The organism is Bradyrhizobium sp. (assembly GCF_027451485.1).
Lineage (GTDB): Bacteria > Pseudomonadota > Alphaproteobacteria > Rhizobiales > Xanthobacteraceae > Bradyrhizobium.
The window spans coordinates 26,756-45,753 of the sequence record NZ_DAIDJE010000130.1 but is presented as its reverse complement, the minus strand read 5'-3'; the positions used below and the strand labels follow the sequence as shown (position 1 = coordinate 45,753).

The window sequence follows — 18,998 nt, the reverse complement described above, 5'->3', positions numbered from 1 at the left end:
GGAGGTATTGCGCTACTTGCGGTGATCCGTAGCTGCCTCGCGCGCGCGCCGTTCCGCTCTCAGGCGCTCGAAGTTGTCATGGAATGCCTTCTGTGCAGCCTCATGTTCCCGCATCGCCTGCTCGGCGTCAGCGCGGCGCTCCGCATCTCGGGCTTTCCGTTCTTCGGATGTGAGGATTCGGGGAGGACGTCCGGAAAATTGATTGTTCATGGCGGAACAACGCAGAAATCGCAGGAAAGTTGCTTTCTGGGGCGGCCAGGAATGGCTTTTTCAGGCTCGGCCGCGCTGTTCCCGCCGGCAGGAACCTTGGTCTTCCGCCGATGTTGGGGAAGCGGGCAGAGCGATTTTTCAAATTGCGGAAGAGGCCGGCTTGGCGGACGATCCAACCCTGCGCGAACCCATTCGCGAACCGATCCTGCGCCCGACAGCCCAGGTCGCAAAGCATCCCATTCACCCGATGCTGGTCCCCATTCCGATCGTCTGCTTCGTCGGAGCGTTGGTGACGGACATCGTCTACGCGTTCACGGCGGAAATGATGTATGCGGATTTCTCCGCCTGGCTGCTCCTTGTCGGCATCGTTTTCGGCGTGCTGGCCGCCATCGCCGGGTTGATCGATTTTCTCGGCAATCGCCTGATACGCCAGCAGACCCCGGCATGGCCGCACCTGATCGGCAACCTTGCGGTGCTGATCCTGGCCTTCTTCAACAACCTCATTCACACACGCGATGCCTGGACCTCGGTGATGCCGGTCGGTCTCATTCTTTCGATCGTCACGGTGATCATCCTGCCCGTCACCGGATGGCTCGGCTGGGAAATGGTCTACCGCCATGGCGCGGGAGCAGTCCGATGACGCCGTCAGTTCGCCTGCTCAACGCCGTGCTCTTGTCGGGCTCGCTACTTTGCCTTGCCGGATGCAACGACGGCAGCGGCGATCCCGGCGCCGAAATGGGGTCCAACCCCAACTTGCCTCCGATCCATCAATTTCTGCTGCCGCCGATGCACATTGCGCGCGTGGCTGGCTGGAGCGGCAACGAAACGCCGACGGCGGCACAGGGACTGAAGGTCAGCGCCTTCGCCAAGGACCTTCAGCATCCGCGCTCGCTCTATACGCTTCCCAACGGCGACGTTCTGGTGGTCGAATCGAAGGCGCCGCCCGCGGCGACCATCAAGCGGCCGAAGGAAATCGTGATGGGCTGGGTCGAGAAATGGGCCACCTCCGGCGGCAAGACCGGAGAGAGCAACCGGATCACGCTTCTCCGCGACAGCAAGGGCAATGGCGCGCCGGATACGCGCAGCGTGTTTCTCGATCACCTCAAGTCGCCGTTCGGCGTCGTGCTTGTCGGCAATGACCTTTATGTCGCAAACACCGACGCGATTGTCCGCTATCCTTACAAGGAGGGTGAAACCAAGATCACCGATCCCGGCACGACGCTGACGCCGTTGCCGGGGGGGCCGATCGACCATCACTGGACCAAGAGCCTGACCGCAAGCCCCGATGGCACGAAGCTCTACGTCGGCGTTGGCTCCAACAGCAACATCACCGAGAATGGCATGGAAGCTGAGCACAACCGCGCCGATATTCTCGAAGTCGATCGCGCCAGCGGGCGCTATCGCATTTTTGCAAGCGGCCTTCGCAACCCGAACGGCCTGACCTTCGAGCCGCAAAGCCGCGTCTTGTGGACGGTGGTCAACGAGCGTGATGAATTGGGCCCGGATCTGGTGCCCGATTACATGACCTCCGTGAAGGACGGCGCCTTCTATGGCTGGCCGTACAGCTATTACGGGCAGCACGTCGATCCGCGCGTCCACCCGCAGCGTCCGGATCTCGTCGCCAAGGCGATCCCGCCGGATTACGCATTGAGCTCGCATGTCGCCCCTCTGGGCCTCGTGTTCAATACCGGGACGAGCCTGCCGAAAGATTACGCGGGCGGCGCGTTCGTCGGCGAGCACGGCAGCTGGAATCGGCAGGTGCTGAACGGCTATAAGGTGATCTACGTGCCGTTTACCGACGGCAAGCCGAGCGGCATGCCCAAGGACGTCGTCACCGGATTTCTCGACAGCAACCAGAATGCGCGCGGACGCCCGGTGGGCCTGGCACTCGACAAATCCGGCGCCTTGCTGATTGCCGATGATGTCGGCAACGCTGTATGGCGGGTCACCGCCTCGAACCAGCCGCAAGTGACCCAGCGCTGATGGTCCAGTTCTGACATTCGCATCCCTTCCCGGGAGGCATTTTGCGCAGGTCAGAATTATGGCTGAAGGATCGGCGGGCGCGTCGTTGCCCAGGGCTCCAGCGCGATTTGCGAATCATCGAAGAAGCGCGATTGGCACTTTTTCGAGCGAAGTGGATGCCGGTTCGCGCGAAGAAAACGCCTCAAAACGAAAGCCAGAACCCGATAAGCACGAGCCGGCTGCCCTGCCGCTCCGCAAACCGATTGGCGCGCCCGTCGACGGGTCCCCCAAATGGCATGCATTAACCGGATGGTTAAGCAATCGATAAGCGATTGCAGGCTATCGTGCGCCGAGCCGTTCGGCTCTCGCTTTTTTCCTGTTTTGGAGACGACTCTATGCTGCGCAATATGACCATTGCTCCCAAGCTCGGTATCGTCGTGGGGGCTGCCTTGCTTGGCCTTTGTGTGGCCGGCGGATTGGCCAGCTATCTGGTGCAGCAGCAGATGTTTGACGCCAAGGTCGATCAGGCCAAGGCAATCGTCACCATGGCCAAAAACATGGCGGGCGAATTGAAACGCCAGGTCGATGCCGGAGAAATGACCAAGGACCAGGCCATGGCGTTATTCCGCAAGCTCGGCAACGCGATGACCTACGACAATGGCTCCGGCTATATTTTCGCCACGACCTATGACGGGATTACCCAGCTTGCGCCGGATCCCAAGCAGATCGGCACCAATCGCATGGGCGTCGTCACCAACGGCCGCAAGCTTTCGCAGGAGTTGATGGATGGCACCCGCGCCAACGGCGAGATCGTGCTGCGCTACGAATATGTCAAGCCAGGCGAGCAGACTCCTGTCCGCAAGATGAGCTACGCCGCAGCCGTTCCCGGCTTCGACATGTTTCTCGGCACCGGTTCTTATCTCGAGGACATCAACGTCAAGCTGAAGCCGATTGCCTGGCTCCTTGGCATCGCGACGCTAGCGATCGGCGTGATCTCGGGCATCATCGCCTGGCTGATCGGCCGCAGCATTTCCGGCCCGCTCAACCAGCTGCGCGCCCGCATGGAAGGGCTCGCCAAGGGCGAACTGAACAGCGAGATCCCCGGCGTCGGCCGCGGCGACGAAGTCGGCAAGATGGCGGCGACCGTGCAGATCTTCAAGGACAATGCGCTGCGTATGCGGGAGCTGGAAAAGGCGGAAGCCGAGACGCGCGAGCGAGCTGCGGCCGAACGCCATTCGGTGATGGAGAATCTCGCCGGCGATTTCGAGCGCAGCGTCAACGGCATCGTCCGGTCGGTTTCGACCGCGGCGGCGGGCATGCAGACGACCGCGCAGTCGATGACGGCGACCGCAAGCGATGCAAGCGCGCGCGCCGCCACTGTAAGCGCGGCTTCGCAAAGCGCCTCCGGCAATGTTGGCACCGTGGCCGCCGCTGCCGAAGAGCTGTCGAGCTCGGTCGCCGAAATTTCGCGTCAGGTCGGCCGCTCCAGCGAGATTGCAAGCCAGGCCGTCACCGATGCGGAACGCACCAACGCGACCGTGCAGGTGCTTTCGACCGGCGCCGAGAAGATCGGCGAGGTGGTGAAGCTGATCCACTCGATCGCCGCCCAGACCAATCTGCTGGCGCTGAACGCCACCATCGAGGCGGCGCGCGCCGGCGAATCCGGGCGTGGATTTGCCGTGGTTGCTTCCGAAGTGAAGGCGCTCGCCAACCAGACCGCAAAAGCAACCGAGGAAATCTCCGGCCAGGTCGAAGCGATGCAGCAATCGACCAGCGATGCGGTGGCGGCGATCACCGGCATCTCCCGGACGATCGCGCAGATGAGCGAGATCACCACCTCGATCGCGAGCTCGATCGAGCAGCAGGGCGAGGCGACACGCGAGATCGCTCGCAACATCCAGTCGGTTGCAGCCGGCTCGAGCGAAATCAACGCCCATATCGGCGGCGTCACCACCGCGGCGAGCGCAACCGGCTCGGCTGCATCAGAAGTGCTGGAGAATGCCCGCGAGCTCGACAAGCAATCCGGCATGCTGCGCAGCGCGGTCGACGGATTTCTGGCCAAGGTGCGCGCGGCGTAAACGCGCGCACTTCGACAACCATTGCCGAATTCTCCAATTGCTGTCACCTTGCGTTCGCCACGCCGAGATTCCGGCGTGACAGAGTCGGGGGCGCAGCATGGCGCGAATTTGGGCCGCGGTTTTGCTTCTGGCGGTGTTGCCGGGCTGGACCGACACCAGGGGAATGGTTCGGGTCGATGCGGCCCCGCCGGGCAGGCCATATGACTTCGTGGTGCATGTCCCCAAAATTCCGGACATCAAATATAATCCGCTGGTGCGGGAAGACCGCAACCGCATGGCACTCGGTCTCGTTCGCGGCGAATGCCGGAAAGCCCGTGTGGTTGGCGAGGATATCGTCGACACCGAGATCTACGGCATCACATCGAGCCTTCCAGATTATATTGTGCTGGTGAGCTGCTCGCCGAAGCGCTGAATGCGATCCGAGACGAAGACGGCCCCGGCCTTGCAAAGCCGGAGCCCGTGTTGGTCTTTGGCAGTCCCTTGCTGCTTGCCGATGCCGGCCTTGCTACTTGCTGGTGCCGGACGAATTCTCGCTGCCCTGATTGGATCCGCCTGAGCCGCTGAACGCGCCGCTGGTGCCGCCGGTACCGAGGCTGGTGCCGGCCGTTCCACCAGTGCCCAGGCTGGTGCCGGCCGTGCCGCCCGTTCCGGTGCCGGTCGGGCCCGTTCCCATGCCGGTCGTGCTGCCCTGGGTCACGCCGCCTGTGCCCGGAGACGTCATCCCGGCCGTGCCGCCGGTGGACGCTCCGCCGCCGCCCATCGTCGATGTCCCGCCGATGCCTGCGGAGCCGCCCGCGGCGCCACCGCCTCCCGTGCCGCCGGAGCCGGCACCTGCACCGCCGCCACCACCTGCCGCAAAGGCCAGGCTGCTCGATACAGCGAACACTGCCGCCAGCATCAATGTTCTTGTCTTCATGATGTTCTCCCTTCGTCTGATCGACGGCGAATCAAGTGCGAAGGTGCCCCGGCGTTCCTGCTGCAGAGCCGCGCGGGCCGATCCCCGCTTCCGCAACAAGAAGGAAGTGATCGAGCCGAACATGTGATGGCAAGCGGCCTCATTGGCGGCAGCGGTCAGGCTGCCAGCCGCTATTGACCCGACGACGATGTACCGGACGAATTCTGGTTGCCCTGACTGAGCCCGCCGGAGCCCTGGGCCGTACCGCTGGTGCCGCCGGTGCCTGTGCTGCTGCTGGACGTGCCGCCCGTTCCCGCGCCGCCCGTCGAACTCCCTATTCCGCCGGTGCCAGCAGCGCCTTTGGGCGCGCCGGCCGCGAAGGCGAGGCCGCTCGATACCGCAAACACGGCTGCGAGAGTCAATGTTCTGACCTTCATGATCTTTTCCTTTCTTCCAATCGACGGCGCATCCGCCGCGAAGCCGCTGGGGCGTCCCCCGCAAGAGGGCGCCCTGCGGTCCGGAATACGCCTTGGTGTTCTTAACAGGGCCGCGTGATGAAGGATATGGTAGGACTGACGGGAACGGCGATCCGCACGGGGCGTTGATTTTCCGCCACAATCGAGAAAGAGATCATCGTCATGCGGTTCAAGCTTGCTCTCTCAACTGTCGCCATGATCTGCGCCACGGCGGTGCCGATGCTGACGGCAACGCCGGTTTTTGCACGACACGTTCATCATTACCGGCTTCACCACTACCGGCCTTATTATCGGGATTATTCCGGCTATATGGATCCGCGCAGCGGGCACTACGACCCCGAATTTCAGCGCAACCGCGAGAACTTCGGCTTCAGCGGAAGGGATCCCTCCAGGGTCGGTGGCGAGGATCCGAGCCTTCATCCGCCCGGACAAATATAGGGCACTTCTTGTGCACGTCGCCGAAGTCACGTAGCAACGCGCCGGGCATTTTGTGCTCCTCACGGGCTGCAACCCGTGCTTCAGGGAGACAGGAGAACCGGTGCGATGCGTTACAAGGCGTTGCTGCTTGCTGGGGTCACGAGCGCCGCCCTTTGGGCAGGCGCTTGCCCAGCCGCCGAGCTGAAACTGCTCACCGCCGGAGCCTTCAGGTCGACGGTACTGGCGCTGCTGCCCGAATACGAGAGGACGAGCGGCAACAAGGTCTCGGTCGAAAATGATACGGTCGGCGCACTGATGAAGCGGATCGAAGCGGGCGAAAGCTTCGATGTGGTCGTGATGACGCCTGCGGCTGTCGACAAGCTGGCCAGCGAGGGCAAGGTGATATCGGGCAGCCGCACCAACCTCGCTCGCGTCGGCGTCGGAGTGATGGTGAAAGCCGGCGCAAGCAAACCCGACATTTCGACCGTCGAGGCTTTCAAGAAGGCACTGCTCGAGGCAAAGTCGATCAGCTTCATCGATCCTGCAAGCGGCGGCTCCAGCGGCATTTATGTCGAGAAGCTGCTCGAACGACTCGGCATAGCGGATCAAGTCAAGCCAAAGGAAAAGCTCAAACAGGGCGGCTATGTCGCCGACTACGTCGAGTCCGGCCAGGCCGAGCTTGGAATTCACCAGATCAGTGAGATCGTGCCGCATGCCGGCGTCACGCTGGTCGGGCCGCTGCCGAAGGAAATTCAAAACTACACCGTGTATGCCGCCGGCATTGGCACGGCAACGCGCGATGCCGCCGCCGCCAAGGAGTTGATCGCTTCATTGAGTGGCCCGTCGGCTCTGGCGCTCTTTAAATCGAAAGGCATGGAGCCGGGGGACTGACTGAGGGAAGCAGCCGCGCCCAAAACCGCTGCGTGATGGGCAGTAGACGTGACGGATCTCGAGACGATTAGCCGTGCCTATCCTCTGACCGCAGTCTGACGCGCATTTGGCCCGATCGGGGGCTGACGCGGCTGCAGTCGATACCACGCAACCTCGCCAGGAGCGAATTGTGCGCGGCCGCGCCTCGACCACAGCGGGGGCGCGTGATCGCCGACGACAAGGATCTCGGCAGGTGCGACCGCTGGATCACGCGCGATCGTCGCGACGACGGTGAAAACGTCGTGCCACAACTCGGCCATTCGGCAAACCTGTGGCACACCGAAGCCGTTGTCGTCACGTTCGCAATGGAAATTGGTCAGGGCTTCGCCGGGTGCGACCGGAATGTGCGTGTTCAATGTCAGCCAATAGATGAATCGCGGCTTGCCGGCCAGGGCGGCCCGTTGCGATGCCGCAGCAATCATGGGCGCCAGATCGGCGTCACAGGCGCCGCGGAACGCGCTGCCGCAAGTCCGGCGCGTCGTCTTGACGAGGTCGTCTCCGAACAGTGCCTGATCGAATCCGACGATCGGATACCACTTCTCACGCTGAAACATGCCGCCGGAAAAAGCATGCACCGCGATACTGCTGTATCCGCGAGCGGCGAGCAGGTTGGGCAGGCAGGAGTCGCCGTCCTTCAAGACAAATTCGGCGTAGAAGGTGCGGGTATTGCAGAGCTCGCGCATTTCACCGGAGGTCGTCGAGCCGTAATAAGGCGTATGACCTGCGGTGACGACGTAGTCCTTGATGATGTCGGCACCGTAAAGCGGGGCAGCGATGCGATCCCGCGCAGCGGTGTCGCGCACGTATCCGAGGCTTTCCGCGATGACCATGACGACGTTGCTGCCGTTCGCGCCCGCGGAGACCGTGAAGCCCGAGCGCTCGGCCGCCGATTCCACAGGCTGGTCGCGACCCAGAATCGAGCCGAACTGGTACTGCAGCGGGACGTTCCCGGCGTGGTCGATCACGCCAAAAGCAAGCGCGAGGGTGAACAGAACGAGCGCATTGCCGCGCGTCAGCAGGCTACGCCGAGCCAGGCAGGCCAGTGCGGCCAGCGTGCCGACCATCAACGTTCCGATCAATGTCAGATAAAGCGGAGATGCGAAGAAGTGGATGCGGCTCGCTTGGTCGAGGGCCCTCATCAACTCGCCGGGTGCCAAACGAAACATCAGCGACAGCGTCTGGACCATGTCGAACGCGAGCAGACCAAAGAACAACAGGGCAGTCAGGGCGAATGGAATGCTGCGGGCGAGGATTGCCAGGCTCGCATAGAGCGCGATCGCAGCGGACCGCGGCGGCAGCCCGATGTCGAAGCCTGGAACCAGAGACGCGAGCGACAGCAGATTTGGCAGCAGTAGCCCTGCCGCGATCAGCATCGCGTTTGGCAAACTGAGCTGCATAAGCCACCGCCACTGCGGGGCGCACACGTCCACCGGGCCGCTTGCCGCGGCTGTCGGACTGTGATCCATGACACAACCTGTTCGCGTAATATCTAGTAAACGCAAACTAGAGGCGAGAAATAAAGACTTGATTGCCAGCCGTTCGAAAAGACCATCCTACAGGGTTGAAGAGGTTGGAAGCGGCCCGGGAGCCCAGGCAGTGCGAAGGTCAGCTTGGCAGGGAGTGCATGAAGGGTGCGGTGCAAACGTTGCGGCATCTGAACCAAAATCGTCGCTGCTGCGGCGAGCAAAGGTCCACGGAGATGCGACGTCCCGTCGCGCTGTCGGAATTTGATATATGGATCATCCAGGTCTAGATGTTGCTCCAAACCTTGAACCCGCCGCATTAGAATCAATTGGTGCGGGTCAATCTCGCAAGCGGAATGACACTATACGGTGTTGCTGTTGCTTGCGGTGGCGAACTGCGCGCTGTCTCGCGGAGGCGCGCCGGATGGTTGCCGTACTTCCATAGAGCTCGCTTGAGCCTCTCCTTGTCCCAATAAGCTCAGAATGCGAGCCGCATCGGCTCGCACATTTCGAGTTTGCGCAATGCCATCATCCAGCAGAAGCAAGATCGGCCTGTTTATAGATGGTCCCAACTTATACGCGACGGCGAGGGCGCTTGGTTTCGATATCGATTACCGGCGTCTCTTGGCGGAATTCGAAAGCCGAGGAACGCTCTTACGTGCGTTTTATTATACGACCGTCAATGAGGATCAGGAAATTTCTTCGATCCGTCCCTTGATCGACTGGCTGGACTACAGTGGTTACACGGTGGTCACCAAGGCAACGAAGGAGTTTGTCGATGCCAGCGGTCGTCGCAAGTTCAAGCGCAATATGGATATCGAGCTGGCTGTAAATGCCATGGAGCTTGCCGATCATATAGATCAGATGGTGCTCTTCTCCGGCGATGGAAATTTCCGGCGGCTCGTTGAAGCCGTGCAGCGGCGCGGTGTGCTGGTCACGGTGATTTCCACGATGGCCAGTCAGCCGCCGATGATCGCCGACGAGTTGCGTCGACAGGCAGATGTTTTCACTGACATTGCCGAGCTGCAGCCCAGGATTGATCGCGAATCCTCCGAACAAGAAAATGACAAGAGAAAAATGACAAGAGAGATGCGCAAGCTACGCACGCCTGCTTCAGTTCAATCGAAGCAAGGAGAATTTTGAAAGCAGCGCGTGCGCCAGGCCGCTCGTCAGCAGGGCTAAATCACTGGCACGTCAGTTCGTCGTCGGAAGCCCCGACGCTTTATCGGCTTAAGGCTGCTTGAGCTCCGCCCTGAAGACTTTTCCGTCACGGTTGACGAAATGAACGCGGCCGCAGCTTGCACAGACAATTCCAGCGTACTCCCTCTCGGCAGGAGGATCGTCGTCCGGAAGCCTATGCTCGACTTTCCATTGGGTGTTCGGGCAGGTGAATAATATGGACGCCACCAGCTAATATCCCGGTCGGGGCAATGTATAAAGCAATTGTACCAATGTTCGCACGAACGGCACGACCTGACAAACTAAAGCTTATTTTAGCCCCCGTTCCAAAGCGCCGTACCCGTCCGCGGCGGAATCTGAAATCTGAATGACGGGTCCCTCAATGGAGAGGAGCGATCCTAAACGGCGTCGATGTGGTTGCCTTCACCCCGGGGCTCGGCAATGTCTGTGCGCTGTTCGACGAATCTGAAGAGACGGCGTGCTCGATCGGTGACAAACCAACAGCGAACGCGCGTGCGGATCCGCCTAAAACAGTTGGGTGATCGCAAAAATAATGAGGCCGACGAGTCCTCCAACCAGCGTTCCGTTGATGCGGATGTATTGAAGGTCGCGTCCCACCGTGAGTTCGATACGCTCAGTCAGCGTGTCGGCATCCCAGTTCTCGACCACCTTGCGGATGAACTCGGCGATCTCGTTGCGGCGCGGCGCCACCGTTCGCAACACCGCGACGCGGAGCCAGCGGTTGATGCTGTCGCGCAACTGTCGGTCGTTGTGAATGCGCGCGCCGATGTTGGTGAGAAGACGCTCGATCAGGCGCGTGGTCTGCGCCCGAGTCTCCGGCGCCTCCAGCCGGTTCTCGATGGAAACCCAGAGCGCGTCGATCTGCGTGATCACCGCAGGGGCGGCCAGCATTCTGGCCTTGAGCTCTTCGCCCTTTTCGATCAGTTCGGGCTTCGTTGCGAGATCGCCGATCAATTGCTCGACCGTCGTGGTCATCTCGATCCGCCAGGGATGGCTCGGCTCGCGCATTTCATCGAGAATGCGGGCGACGCCGTCGATGATCTTGTCGGCGACGATGCCGTCGATCCATTTCGGGATCAGGCGAGAGGTGCGTTTCGATACCTTCTCGCGGATCGCCTCGCGGTTGTCGGCAAGCGCCGTCGAGGCCCAGGCGAGAAGTTTTTCGGCGAGTTCCTGCATCTCGCCATGGGCCCATAGCAGCGAGAGCAGCTTTGACCCGAAGGCGGAGGCCGGAATGTGCTCGACGCCGGCGCGCACGGCCCCGCTCAGAAAGGCGTCGAGGTCTTCGCGAGGTACCGCCGTGAGCACCTGGCTCAGCGACGATGTCGTGCGTTGCGCTACATTGCTTGCATTGTCACCGCGCAGGATCCAGCGCGCTGCCCAGCCGGAGATATCGACATCGCGGGTGCGTTCGACGAGCACTCGCGGCGAAAGGAAGTTGTTGGCCATGAAGCGGCCGATCGCGACGCCGATGCGCTCCTTGCTGTTGGCGACGATGGCGGTATGTGGGATCGGAATTCCGAGCGGGTGGCGGAACAGGGCAACCACCGCGAACCAGTCGGCGCAGGCGCCGACCATGCCGGCTTCGGCGAACGCCCGCACGTAAGCGAGCCATGGCCACTGCTTCATGCCGATCGAGGTCGCGACAAAGATCGCGAGCATCAACAGCAGGAGGGAGGTTGCCAGCGTCCGCGCCCGGCGCAGTGCGCGCCGCCGCTCGTGCGTGGTGGCGCGCGCAGACATGGCGCGCGAGGCGGGCTTGGCGCGGCTTTCGGGAGGTGCGAGGTCAGGAGATCGCATCAGAATTTGGCATAGCTCTCATTCGGCATGACTGTTTGATATCAGGTCTGCCATAGGTATGCTGAAGGCTGCGGGGAGTGAAGGGCGCTCGGCGGCTTCAACTGTCAGAATGCGCGGCCCGGACGTCCGCCTGCGAACTCTTCCGTATCCGCAAGGAATTCCCTCTCATGAACGACGGCATGCCCACGGGGGTTCAGCCCCCGGCGCCAAGAATGCGCTCTTTTGCAGCGATGCGCCATTCCGGCTTTCGCGCGCAGTTCACCACCTACGTGCTGGCCATGATGGCCGACAACATCGAGCACGTGATCAGCTACTGGGTGGTATTTCAGAAATTCCATTCGCCGGCCCTCGGCGGTTTTGCCGTCGTCTCGCACTGGCTGCCGTTCCTGTTGTTTTCAGTCGCCTCGGGCGCGCTCGCCGACCGCGTCGACCCGCGCCGCGTCATTCAATGCGGCATGGGGCTCTTCATCATCGCCTCCGCGAGCTGGGGCTATTTCTTCTTCACGGATTCCCTGCAGACGTGGGAGGCGATGGCGATCCTCGTCATCCACGGCTGCGCCGGTGTCTTGTGGCAAACCCCGAACCAGATGCTGCTCTACGACATCGTCGGGCCGGCCGAACTCGAAAGCGCGGTGCGGCTCAACGCGATGGCGCGCTATCTCGCGGTGCTCGCAGGGCCGGCGGTGGGCGCGGCGATCCTGCTCGCCTTCGGTCCTGCCTGGGGCATCATGCTCAACACCGTGTTCTATCTGCCGCTCGTGCTGTGGTTGATCGGCGCTCCTTACGGGCCGCGTTTCCGCAAGGGCTGGGCCGCACCGCGGCGCGCGGTGCGCGGGCTCAACGACATCCTTTCCACCATGCGCGAGATCAGGGCACATCCGACCATCGTGTCGATGGTGCTGCTGTCGGGCGCGGCGTCGTTCTTCGTCGGCAATGCCTATAGCTCGCAGATGCCGAACTTTGCGGCCGACCTCCGGCACGGCGATCCCGGCATTGCCTACAGCATGCTGCTGGCGGCCGACGCCGCCGGCGGACTGCTCGCGGGGCTGATTCTGGAGGGAGGGGGACTGCTGCCACCGCGCCCGCGCACCGCGATGATGCTGGCGCTGCTGTGGGGCGGCGCGCTGACGGTGTTTTCGCTCGCCGGTGCCTACTGGCTCGCGGTCGGCTTCCTGCTTTCCGCCGGCTTCCTTGAACTGTCTTTCAACGCCATGGCCCAGAGCCTTGTTCAACTCGATGCACCGCCCGACAAACGCGGCCGCGTCATCGGCTTGTTCAACATGGCAAGTCTGGGCTTGCGTACCTTCAGCGGCATTTCGGTCGGCTTCATCGGAAGCCTGATCGGGATTCACTGGTCGCTGGCGGCTTCGGCGGTCGCGGCGATGCTGGTGGCCGGCACGCTTTTGATTTGGGCCTAGGCCGAGGCACGAAAAGGCACTCGGCACGGCACCAAGGTCGGATCGACCTCGACGCCGTGTCCGATGCCGGAACGAACCGGGTTGGTTACGCGACGAAGATCAGCTGCTGGGGGGCTTCCGCGAAACGGAGCGTCCGCCCGGCCTTGCTTTCGTCGACGAGCTCATCCCGGTGGTGGTGCCGTGCCTCATATGAGTTCGCGTGGCATGATGGCTTTTCGTCATCGTGGCCTCGGACTTGGTCTCAGGCGCAGCCTTTTCCGACTGGGCAAAGGCGACCGCCGGCGCACCGACCAGCGAAGCTGCCAAAAGCGCCGAGGCGAGAAGTTTGGTTTTCATGGGAATCTCCTGAATCGGACACGTAGCGCTCATGCCAACCGGCGAACATGGAAGGTGTTCCCGAAACCCCGGATTGTAATCGCGTGCGCACGAAACTGTGACGGAACAGGCAAGCACCTGCCTCCGGCGCGCGCACGCGTTGGTGCGCAGTCCCCGTGCAATAACGATGGTGGAGGCGATCGTTGGCATTCGAGGCGGCAGGACCTATAGTCGCAGGCCGGCATGGAGAACGAACTTCGGAAAGCGGGCACCAGGGGCTGAGTTTTGCGGGTTGCGATCATTACGGGGGGAGGGTCCGGGATCGGTGCGGCAGTGGCGCGCCGTCTCGCCGGACCCGACGCATACCTGATGCTGCATGGTCAGGGCCGCGATGCGGCAGGGATTTCCCGGCTGAAAGACACCGCGGCCGAATGCGAGCGGAAGGGGGCGAAGGTTCGGATTTCAACCGGCGATCTCGCGCGCGCGGGAGCCGCTTCGGCGCTTGTCGGCGCCGCACGTGATGCGTTTGGTCAGATCGACTGGATCGTGCATGCGGCGGGCTTTGCCGACCGGCGCGGCTTTGCAGCGTTGCCGCGCGAGAGCCTGGAGCGCGCGTTCGCGGTGATGGCCGCAAGCTTCCATGAAATGGCGAGTGCAGCGCTGTCGGATTTGATGCGGCCGCACGGCCGCGTCGTCGCGGTTTCGAGTTTTGCCGCGCATCGTTTCACGGCCGATTCGACCTATCCCGGATCGGGCGCGGCCAAGGCTGCACTCGAGGCGCTGGTGAAGTGCCTTGCGATCGAGCTTGCCGGTTCAGGAGCAACTGCCAATGTCGTCGTGCCCGGCTTTACCCGCAAGGATGCCGGGCTTTCCGGCGCGCTCGACACCGCGGGCTGGCAAAAAGCCGCGAGCGCAAATCCGTTGTCGCGCCTCGCCGAGCCCGACGAAGTCGCCGCCGTCATCGCCTTTTTGCTGTCGCCTGCGGCCTCGCATGTAACCGGCGTGTCGCTGCCGGTCGACGGCGGGCTTACTCTGATTTAGCCACACCTATTTAGCGCATGGATTGAAGTGAATGTCTGACAAAATCCCCGGGTCGCAAGTCGACGTCGCCGTGCTTGGGGGAGGAATCGTCGGCGTGTCGGCCGGCGTCGCAGCGCGGCAACGTGGATTGTCGGTCGTGGTGATCGACCGCCGCGAGCCGGGTAGCGAAACGTCCTACGGCAACGCGGGCATTCTCTCGAGCGGTTCGATCCTGCCGCTCAACAAGCCCTCCTTGTGGAGCGCGCTGCCCTCTTATCTCGGCAACACCAGCGCGGCGCTGCGCTGGAATCCGCTCTGGGCGATGAAGAACTTCGATTGGCTCGCGCGCTTTCTCGGCAATGCTGTGCCGTCGCGTACACGTCCACGTGCCACCGCCCTGCATGGATTGATCAACGCCTCATTGAAACTGCACCGTGAGTGGATCGTCACGGCTGGTGCGCCGCAGCGCATCCGCGAGACCGGCTGGCTGAAGGCCTGGCGCAGCGATGCGGTGGAGGCGGCGAAGGCTGAGCAGGCTTTCCTTGCCGGCTTCGGCATTGCGAGCGAACTGCTTGATCGCCAGGCGATATCCGCCCTCGAGCCGAATATCCTGCCGGTCTACAAGGTCGGCCTGCTGCACACCCAGACGGCATCGGTGGATTCGCCGGGTGCGGTGACCAAAGCCTATGCGCGGATGCTTCAAAGTCTGGGCGGGGCGGTGTGCCGGTCCGACATCAAGGCCGTCGAGCCACATGAAGGCGGCTGGCGCGTCGTGGTCGGCGACGGCACGCTTGCAGCCCGCCATGTCGTCGTCGCGCTCGGTCCGTGGTCGGCCGACATTTTGCGGCCCCTCGGCTATCGGGTGCCGCTCGCAACCGAACGCGGCTATCATCAGGAGTTCACGCCGAACCCGGCACGCCGATTGCAACGTCCGATCCATGATGCCGAAGGCAGCTTCCTGATGAGCCCGATGGAAAACGGCATTCGCGTCACCTCCGGTGTCGAGTTGACCGACCGCGACGCGCCGTCCTCGTTTGCGCAACTCGACATGGTGGTGCCGCTGGCGCGCGGCGTCGTCGAGTTCGGCGCGGCGGTCGGCGAGCCCTGGCGCGGCGCGCGTCCGACGCTGCCGGACAGTCTGCCGATGATCGGAAAGGCGCCGCGGCATCAGCGCCTGTGGCTCGCCTTCGGCAACCAGCATATCGGCTTCACGACGGGACCTGCGACCGGCGATGCGATCGCGGCGATGATCGCAGGCGAGAAGCCGTCCTTCGATACGAGCGCTTTTGCGCCGAGCCGTTACATCTAGGGTCCGGAGACCCTAGGAGCATGATCCGGAATAGGAGGATCCGGTTTTCCGGTCAGATCATGCTGAAAGGAAGACAGGAACCCATGCCGACATGCGAAGCGAGATGTGAGCGGGTGCCGGCATGAACTACGTCTGGGATTTCGGGATCCTTGCCAAGTACAGCCATCTGTTCTGGCTCGGGCTCGGCTGGACCATGGTCTACACCGTCGGCACCATCCTGCTCGGCAGCGTGATCGGGCTTGTCGTCGGCATCCTGCGCCTGCGGCGCTATCCCGTGATTGACTGGCTGCTGGTCGCCTATATCGAGCTGTTTCGCTGCACGCCGCTGCTCGTGCAGATCATCTGGTTCTATTACGCGTTTCCGGTGGTGATCGGGGTCAATATCCCCGCGCATGTGGCCGCGATGACGGTGCTCTCGCTGTACGGCGGAGCATTCTATGCCGAGATCGTGCGCGGCAGCATCGAGAGCGTGGCGAAGGGGCAGTGGGACGCGGCGCGTGCGCTGGGACTGCGGCCATGGCGGCTGCTGCGGCTCGTGATCCTGCCGCAGGCGCTCAAACCGATGCTCGCGCCTTATGTCAATCAGTCGGTGACGCAGCTGAAGAACACGTCGCTGGTGTCCGTGATTGCGGTGCCAGATCTCGTCTACAACGCAACCCTGATCAACGCGGACACCTACCGGCCGCTCGAGGTCTATACCATCGTCGCGCTGATTTACTTTGCGATCCTGTTTCCGTCGACGCTGGTGGCGCGCCGGCTCGAGCGCGGCATGAGCTATGACAAGGCGTGATTCAATTTCTTCGTTTCCTTCACCTCGCCTCGCTTGCGGATGAGTAGGCCTCGAAGGCTCGACATAGGGAGAAATCCCGGCTCGTCCTTCGGCTCCGGACGCCAACAACACTATTGCCCTGCCGTCAGCTTCTTTCTTCTCGGGAGCTTCGGCGGCGCGACCGGCTGAAGCTGTGCGACCACCGGATCGGGATTGAAGCTCGTAAATGGCGGCGTCATGAGGCTGCCGACACTGCGGGTGATATGCACCGGAACTGTCATCGGTTCAAAACCCTTCAGTGCATAGCTGACGGAAAAATCGTCAGTGGGTGACGGCACGGCGACGGTGCAGGGCGTCTTGCAGCCGGGACCAAGCGAAGTGATCGCGTCCGCGCCAGCCGGCGTCGATTGAATGGCGATTTCCACCGTTCCCGCGCCCGGGAACAGCGTGCCGCCGCAGCCGGCGAGGCTGAGGCTCGCTGCCGCGACCGTGATGAAGTGACGCATGACCCGGGGGAAGAGCCTCAGATATTCAGCTCCACCGGCACGTTCTCGGGCTTGACGCCGGAAAGCGCGAGCCCCTTGACGAACCATTCGCGCATCTGGCCGATGCCGCGGTTGTAGTCGATCCACACCGAGAGGAAATCGCGCCAGCGTTTGTCGACTTCGTGACGGACCGCGCAACTGCTCGCCACGGTGACGGTCGGCGATTGCAGGATCTTGTAGGTGCCGAGGCTCGGGTTTTTCGCAATCGCGGTCAGTCCCAGCACCAGCGCGTTGACCACGCAGTCGACGCGGCCCGAGGCCATCTCCAGCATCACCTCGTCGCGCGACTTCAGCGACTTGATGGTCGCGTTCGGCGCGAAACGCCGCGCCACCGCCTCGTTCGCCGAGCCGACGTCCACTGCGATCTTCACCTCGGGCTTGTTGATGTCGGCCCAGGTCTTGGCCTCCAGACCGTTCTTCAGCATCGCGCCGAACGGATGCGGAAACACGAAATTGGTGAAATTGACCACTAGCGCGCGCTGCGGCGTCGGGTTGAGCGCAAAGCCGAGGTCGATCTTGTTGGATTGCAGATCGAGGATGGAATTGCCGTAGGTCGATTCGACATATTCGAGCTTGACGTCGAGCAGTTTGGCGATGTCGTTCGCCATTTCGATCGAAAAGCCCGACCAGGTCCCGGTGGCGAGATCCTTGTTGAAATACGGCAACTCGCCCGGAAGCACCGCGATCCGCAGCACCTTGGCGGCGCGAATACGGTCGAGCGTGGTGTCGGCCGCACCCTGCGCCGAGGCCGGGGTGGCAAGCGAGGAGGCAAGCGCGGCCCCGGAGCCGATCGCCAGCGCATAGCGCAGCGCTTCGCGGCGGTCCTCGGAAATCCTGCTCTCGTCCGACTTGTGCTCGTCCGGCTTTGTCACGGGGGCCTCCTGCCATGAATATCCAGTGCGAGCCTAGCGTGCGTGCCGCAGGCCAGCAATAGCGTGAGCAAGGTTGACCGGCGGCGGAGGCCGATCGGGCTTCGGGGAGGATGGATATGTTGTCGCCGAAAAGAGCGACACGGAGTGGCGACCTGACGTTCCTTTCAGTGCCACCGCGGTTCTGCGAAGCAAGGTCAGCGTCAAAGCCATGCCGGAATTATTATTCCTCGTGCCCTTTGATTCTGACATTCCTGAAAGTGCTTGCTGCGACAGGATACGAATGTCAAACGGGGACGCTCCAGGGCCGAAAACGATATAGTGTCGCAGCAGGCGCGCGTCCTGGCCGAGCAGGGCGAGTTATGAGGGGGCATCGTGGACGAAAATATCCTGCACGAATTGGAGAGGCGTCTTGGGCCGCTTCACGCCCGGCAACGGCTGGGGATCGAGGCGGACCATGAGGCTCAGGTATTCGGCCAGGGGCTCGTCTTTTTCAATCTCGAGAATACCTTGCTGGCGCCGGCAATCATCGAGGCCGTCCTGAAGCTCTCCGGGATGTACTGGCGGGCTCGGAAAAACGCAGAGCGCGTAACGGTCCGGCGCAACGAAATGCGGTTTTCGACGCTGCCGGAGGCGTTCGACGGCTATACGATCCTCCACATCAGCGACATGCATGTCGACATGAGCGAAGCCGCCATGGAGAATGTCAGCGAACTTGTCGAGGGCATGCAGTACGACCTCTGCGTTCTGACCGGCGATTACCGCGGCAAGACCTTCGGGCCGTTCGACGCCGCGCTCGAGGGTATGGCAAAGGTGACGGCGCACCTCAGGCAGCCGATTTACGGGGTGCTCGGCAACCACGATACCATCCAGATGGTGCCCGCGATGGAAGCCATGGGAATCAAGATGCTTCTCAACGAATGCGAGGTGATCGCGCGCGGCGATCAGCGCATCCATCTGGCCGGCGTCGACGATGCGCATTTCTACCGCGTCGACAATATCGAAAAGGCGGCGTCGCAAATTCCAAAAGGCGGCTTTTCGATTCTGCTGTCGCATACGCCGGAGATTTATCGGCAAGCGGCCCACGCCGGCTTTGATCTGATGCTGAGCGGTCATACCCATGGCGGCCAGCTTTGCCTCCCCGGGTCGATCCCGATCAAGCTGGAAGCTGCCCTGCCGCGCCGCATGGGGTCGGGGCTCTGGGAGCATGGCGGCATGCGCGGCTACACGTCCCTGGGCGCGGGATCGAGCGTGGTTCCGGTGCGCTTGAACTGCCCGCCGGAAATCACCCTGCACTGTCTTCGACGCGGCTAGTTCTTGCC

Annotated in this window: 20 protein-coding genes; 12 read left to right on the top strand and 8 right to left on the bottom strand. The window is 62.5% G+C overall.

The window, feature by feature from the left end:
- Window positions 1-12 precede the first annotated feature (12 nt).
- Window positions 13-210 carry a hypothetical protein gene (locus NEZ08_RS16190; protein ID WP_298108812.1) on the bottom strand — a complete coding sequence of 66 codons (198 nt, stop codon included), beginning with the start codon at window positions 208-210 and terminating at the stop codon, window positions 13-15.
- 178 nt (window positions 211-388) lie between these two features.
- Between NEZ08_RS16190 and NEZ08_RS16185 the strand changes: the two genes are divergently transcribed.
- From NEZ08_RS16185 to NEZ08_RS16170, 4 genes are all read left to right on the top strand, one after another.
- A complete protein-coding gene (locus tag NEZ08_RS16185) occupies window positions 389-850 on the top strand; it encodes a DUF2231 domain-containing protein (RefSeq protein WP_298108991.1) in 462 nt (153 codons plus the stop codon).
- A complete protein-coding gene (locus NEZ08_RS16180) occupies window positions 847-2,193 on the top strand; it encodes a sorbosone dehydrogenase family protein (RefSeq protein WP_298108808.1) in 1,347 nt (448 codons plus the stop codon). Before NEZ08_RS16185 ends, NEZ08_RS16180 begins: the two co-directional genes overlap by 4 nt.
- A gap of 374 nt (window positions 2,194-2,567) precedes the next feature.
- Window positions 2,568-4,250: a methyl-accepting chemotaxis protein gene (locus tag NEZ08_RS16175; RefSeq protein WP_298108805.1), complete on the top strand. Its 1,683-nt coding sequence runs from the start codon at window positions 2,568-2,570 to the stop codon at window positions 4,248-4,250.
- Window positions 4,251-4,347: 97 nt separating this feature from the next.
- Window positions 4,348-4,662 carry a hypothetical protein gene (locus NEZ08_RS16170; protein WP_298108802.1) on the top strand — a complete coding sequence of 105 codons (315 nt, stop codon included), beginning with the start codon at window positions 4,348-4,350 and terminating at the stop codon, window positions 4,660-4,662.
- Window positions 4,663-4,755: 93 nt separating this feature from the next.
- Here NEZ08_RS16170 and NEZ08_RS16165 read toward each other — a convergent pair whose 3' ends face one another.
- A complete protein-coding gene (locus NEZ08_RS16165; protein WP_298108800.1) occupies window positions 4,756-5,166 on the bottom strand; it encodes a hypothetical protein in 411 nt (136 codons plus the stop codon).
- 170 nt (window positions 5,167-5,336) lie between these two features.
- Entirely contained in the window at window positions 5,337-5,582 is a 246-nt protein-coding gene (locus tag NEZ08_RS16160) for a hypothetical protein (protein ID WP_298108797.1), read from the bottom strand.
- 201 nt (window positions 5,583-5,783) lie between these two features.
- Between NEZ08_RS16160 and NEZ08_RS16155 the strand changes: the two genes are divergently transcribed.
- Both NEZ08_RS16155 and modA read left to right on the top strand, forming a co-directional pair.
- The gene (locus tag NEZ08_RS16155) at window positions 5,784-6,059 is read left to right on the top strand and encodes a hypothetical protein (protein WP_298108795.1); all 276 of its coding nucleotides are present in this window, start codon (window positions 5,784-5,786) and stop codon (window positions 6,057-6,059) included.
- Window positions 6,060-6,164: 105 nt separating this feature from the next.
- Entirely contained in the window at window positions 6,165-6,929 is a 765-nt protein-coding gene (gene modA, locus NEZ08_RS16150) for a molybdate ABC transporter substrate-binding protein (RefSeq protein ID WP_298108792.1), read from the top strand.
- A gap of 77 nt (window positions 6,930-7,006) precedes the next feature.
- Here modA and NEZ08_RS16145 read toward each other — a convergent pair whose 3' ends face one another.
- Window positions 7,007-8,365 (bottom strand): sulfatase-like hydrolase/transferase, encoded by a 1,359-nt coding sequence (locus NEZ08_RS16145; protein ID WP_298108789.1) that lies wholly within the window; start codon window positions 8,363-8,365, stop codon window positions 7,007-7,009.
- A 588-nt stretch (window positions 8,366-8,953) separates the two neighbouring features.
- On the opposite strand from NEZ08_RS16145, the gene NEZ08_RS16140 reads away from it, so the two are divergent.
- Window positions 8,954-9,574: an NYN domain-containing protein gene (locus NEZ08_RS16140; RefSeq protein WP_298108786.1), complete on the top strand. Its 621-nt coding sequence runs from the start codon at window positions 8,954-8,956 to the stop codon at window positions 9,572-9,574.
- 561 nt (window positions 9,575-10,135) lie between these two features.
- Here the strand turns inward: NEZ08_RS16140 and NEZ08_RS16135 are convergent.
- Window positions 10,136-11,431, bottom strand: coding sequence for a DUF445 domain-containing protein (locus NEZ08_RS16135; protein WP_298108783.1), 1,296 nt, complete (start codon window positions 11,429-11,431; stop codon window positions 10,136-10,138).
- Window positions 11,432-11,643: 212 nt separating this feature from the next.
- Between NEZ08_RS16135 and NEZ08_RS16130 the strand changes: the two genes are divergently transcribed.
- Window positions 11,644-12,849 (top strand): MFS transporter, encoded by a 1,206-nt coding sequence (locus NEZ08_RS16130; protein ID WP_298108781.1) that lies wholly within the window; start codon window positions 11,644-11,646, stop codon window positions 12,847-12,849.
- Between the two features lie 99 nt (window positions 12,850-12,948).
- Here NEZ08_RS16130 and NEZ08_RS16125 read toward each other — a convergent pair whose 3' ends face one another.
- Window positions 12,949-13,185 (bottom strand): hypothetical protein, encoded by a 237-nt coding sequence (locus NEZ08_RS16125; protein WP_298108778.1) that lies wholly within the window; start codon window positions 13,183-13,185, stop codon window positions 12,949-12,951.
- Between the two features lie 264 nt (window positions 13,186-13,449).
- On the opposite strand from NEZ08_RS16125, the gene NEZ08_RS16120 reads away from it, so the two are divergent.
- The 3 genes from NEZ08_RS16120 to NEZ08_RS16110 all read left to right on the top strand — a co-directional run bounded on the left by NEZ08_RS16120 (window position 13,450) and on the right by NEZ08_RS16110 (window position 16,283).
- The gene (locus tag NEZ08_RS16120) at window positions 13,450-14,205 is read left to right on the top strand and encodes an SDR family oxidoreductase (protein WP_298108775.1); all 756 of its coding nucleotides are present in this window, start codon (window positions 13,450-13,452) and stop codon (window positions 14,203-14,205) included.
- A gap of 31 nt (window positions 14,206-14,236) precedes the next feature.
- A complete protein-coding gene (locus NEZ08_RS16115) occupies window positions 14,237-15,493 on the top strand; it encodes an FAD-binding oxidoreductase (protein WP_298108772.1) in 1,257 nt (418 codons plus the stop codon).
- Window positions 15,494-15,614: 121 nt separating this feature from the next.
- Complete coding sequence (locus tag NEZ08_RS16110) at window positions 15,615-16,283, top strand: amino acid ABC transporter permease (RefSeq protein ID WP_298108770.1); 669 nt, start codon at window positions 15,615-15,617, stop codon at window positions 16,281-16,283.
- A gap of 110 nt (window positions 16,284-16,393) precedes the next feature.
- Here NEZ08_RS16110 and NEZ08_RS16105 read toward each other — a convergent pair whose 3' ends face one another.
- Window positions 16,394-16,768, bottom strand: a complete 375-nt coding sequence (locus NEZ08_RS16105) for a hypothetical protein (protein WP_298108767.1) — start codon at window positions 16,766-16,768, stop codon at window positions 16,394-16,396.
- A gap of 17 nt (window positions 16,769-16,785) precedes the next feature.
- On the bottom strand, window positions 16,786-17,679 hold the full coding sequence (locus NEZ08_RS16100; protein WP_298108764.1) for a transporter substrate-binding domain-containing protein: 894 nt from the start codon (window positions 17,677-17,679) through the stop codon (window positions 16,786-16,788).
- Window positions 17,680-18,051: 372 nt separating this feature from the next.
- Between NEZ08_RS16100 and NEZ08_RS16095 the strand changes: the two genes are divergently transcribed.
- A complete protein-coding gene (locus NEZ08_RS16095; RefSeq protein WP_298108761.1) occupies window positions 18,052-18,990 on the top strand; it encodes a metallophosphoesterase in 939 nt (312 codons plus the stop codon).
- Window positions 18,991-18,998: the final 8 nt, after the last annotated feature.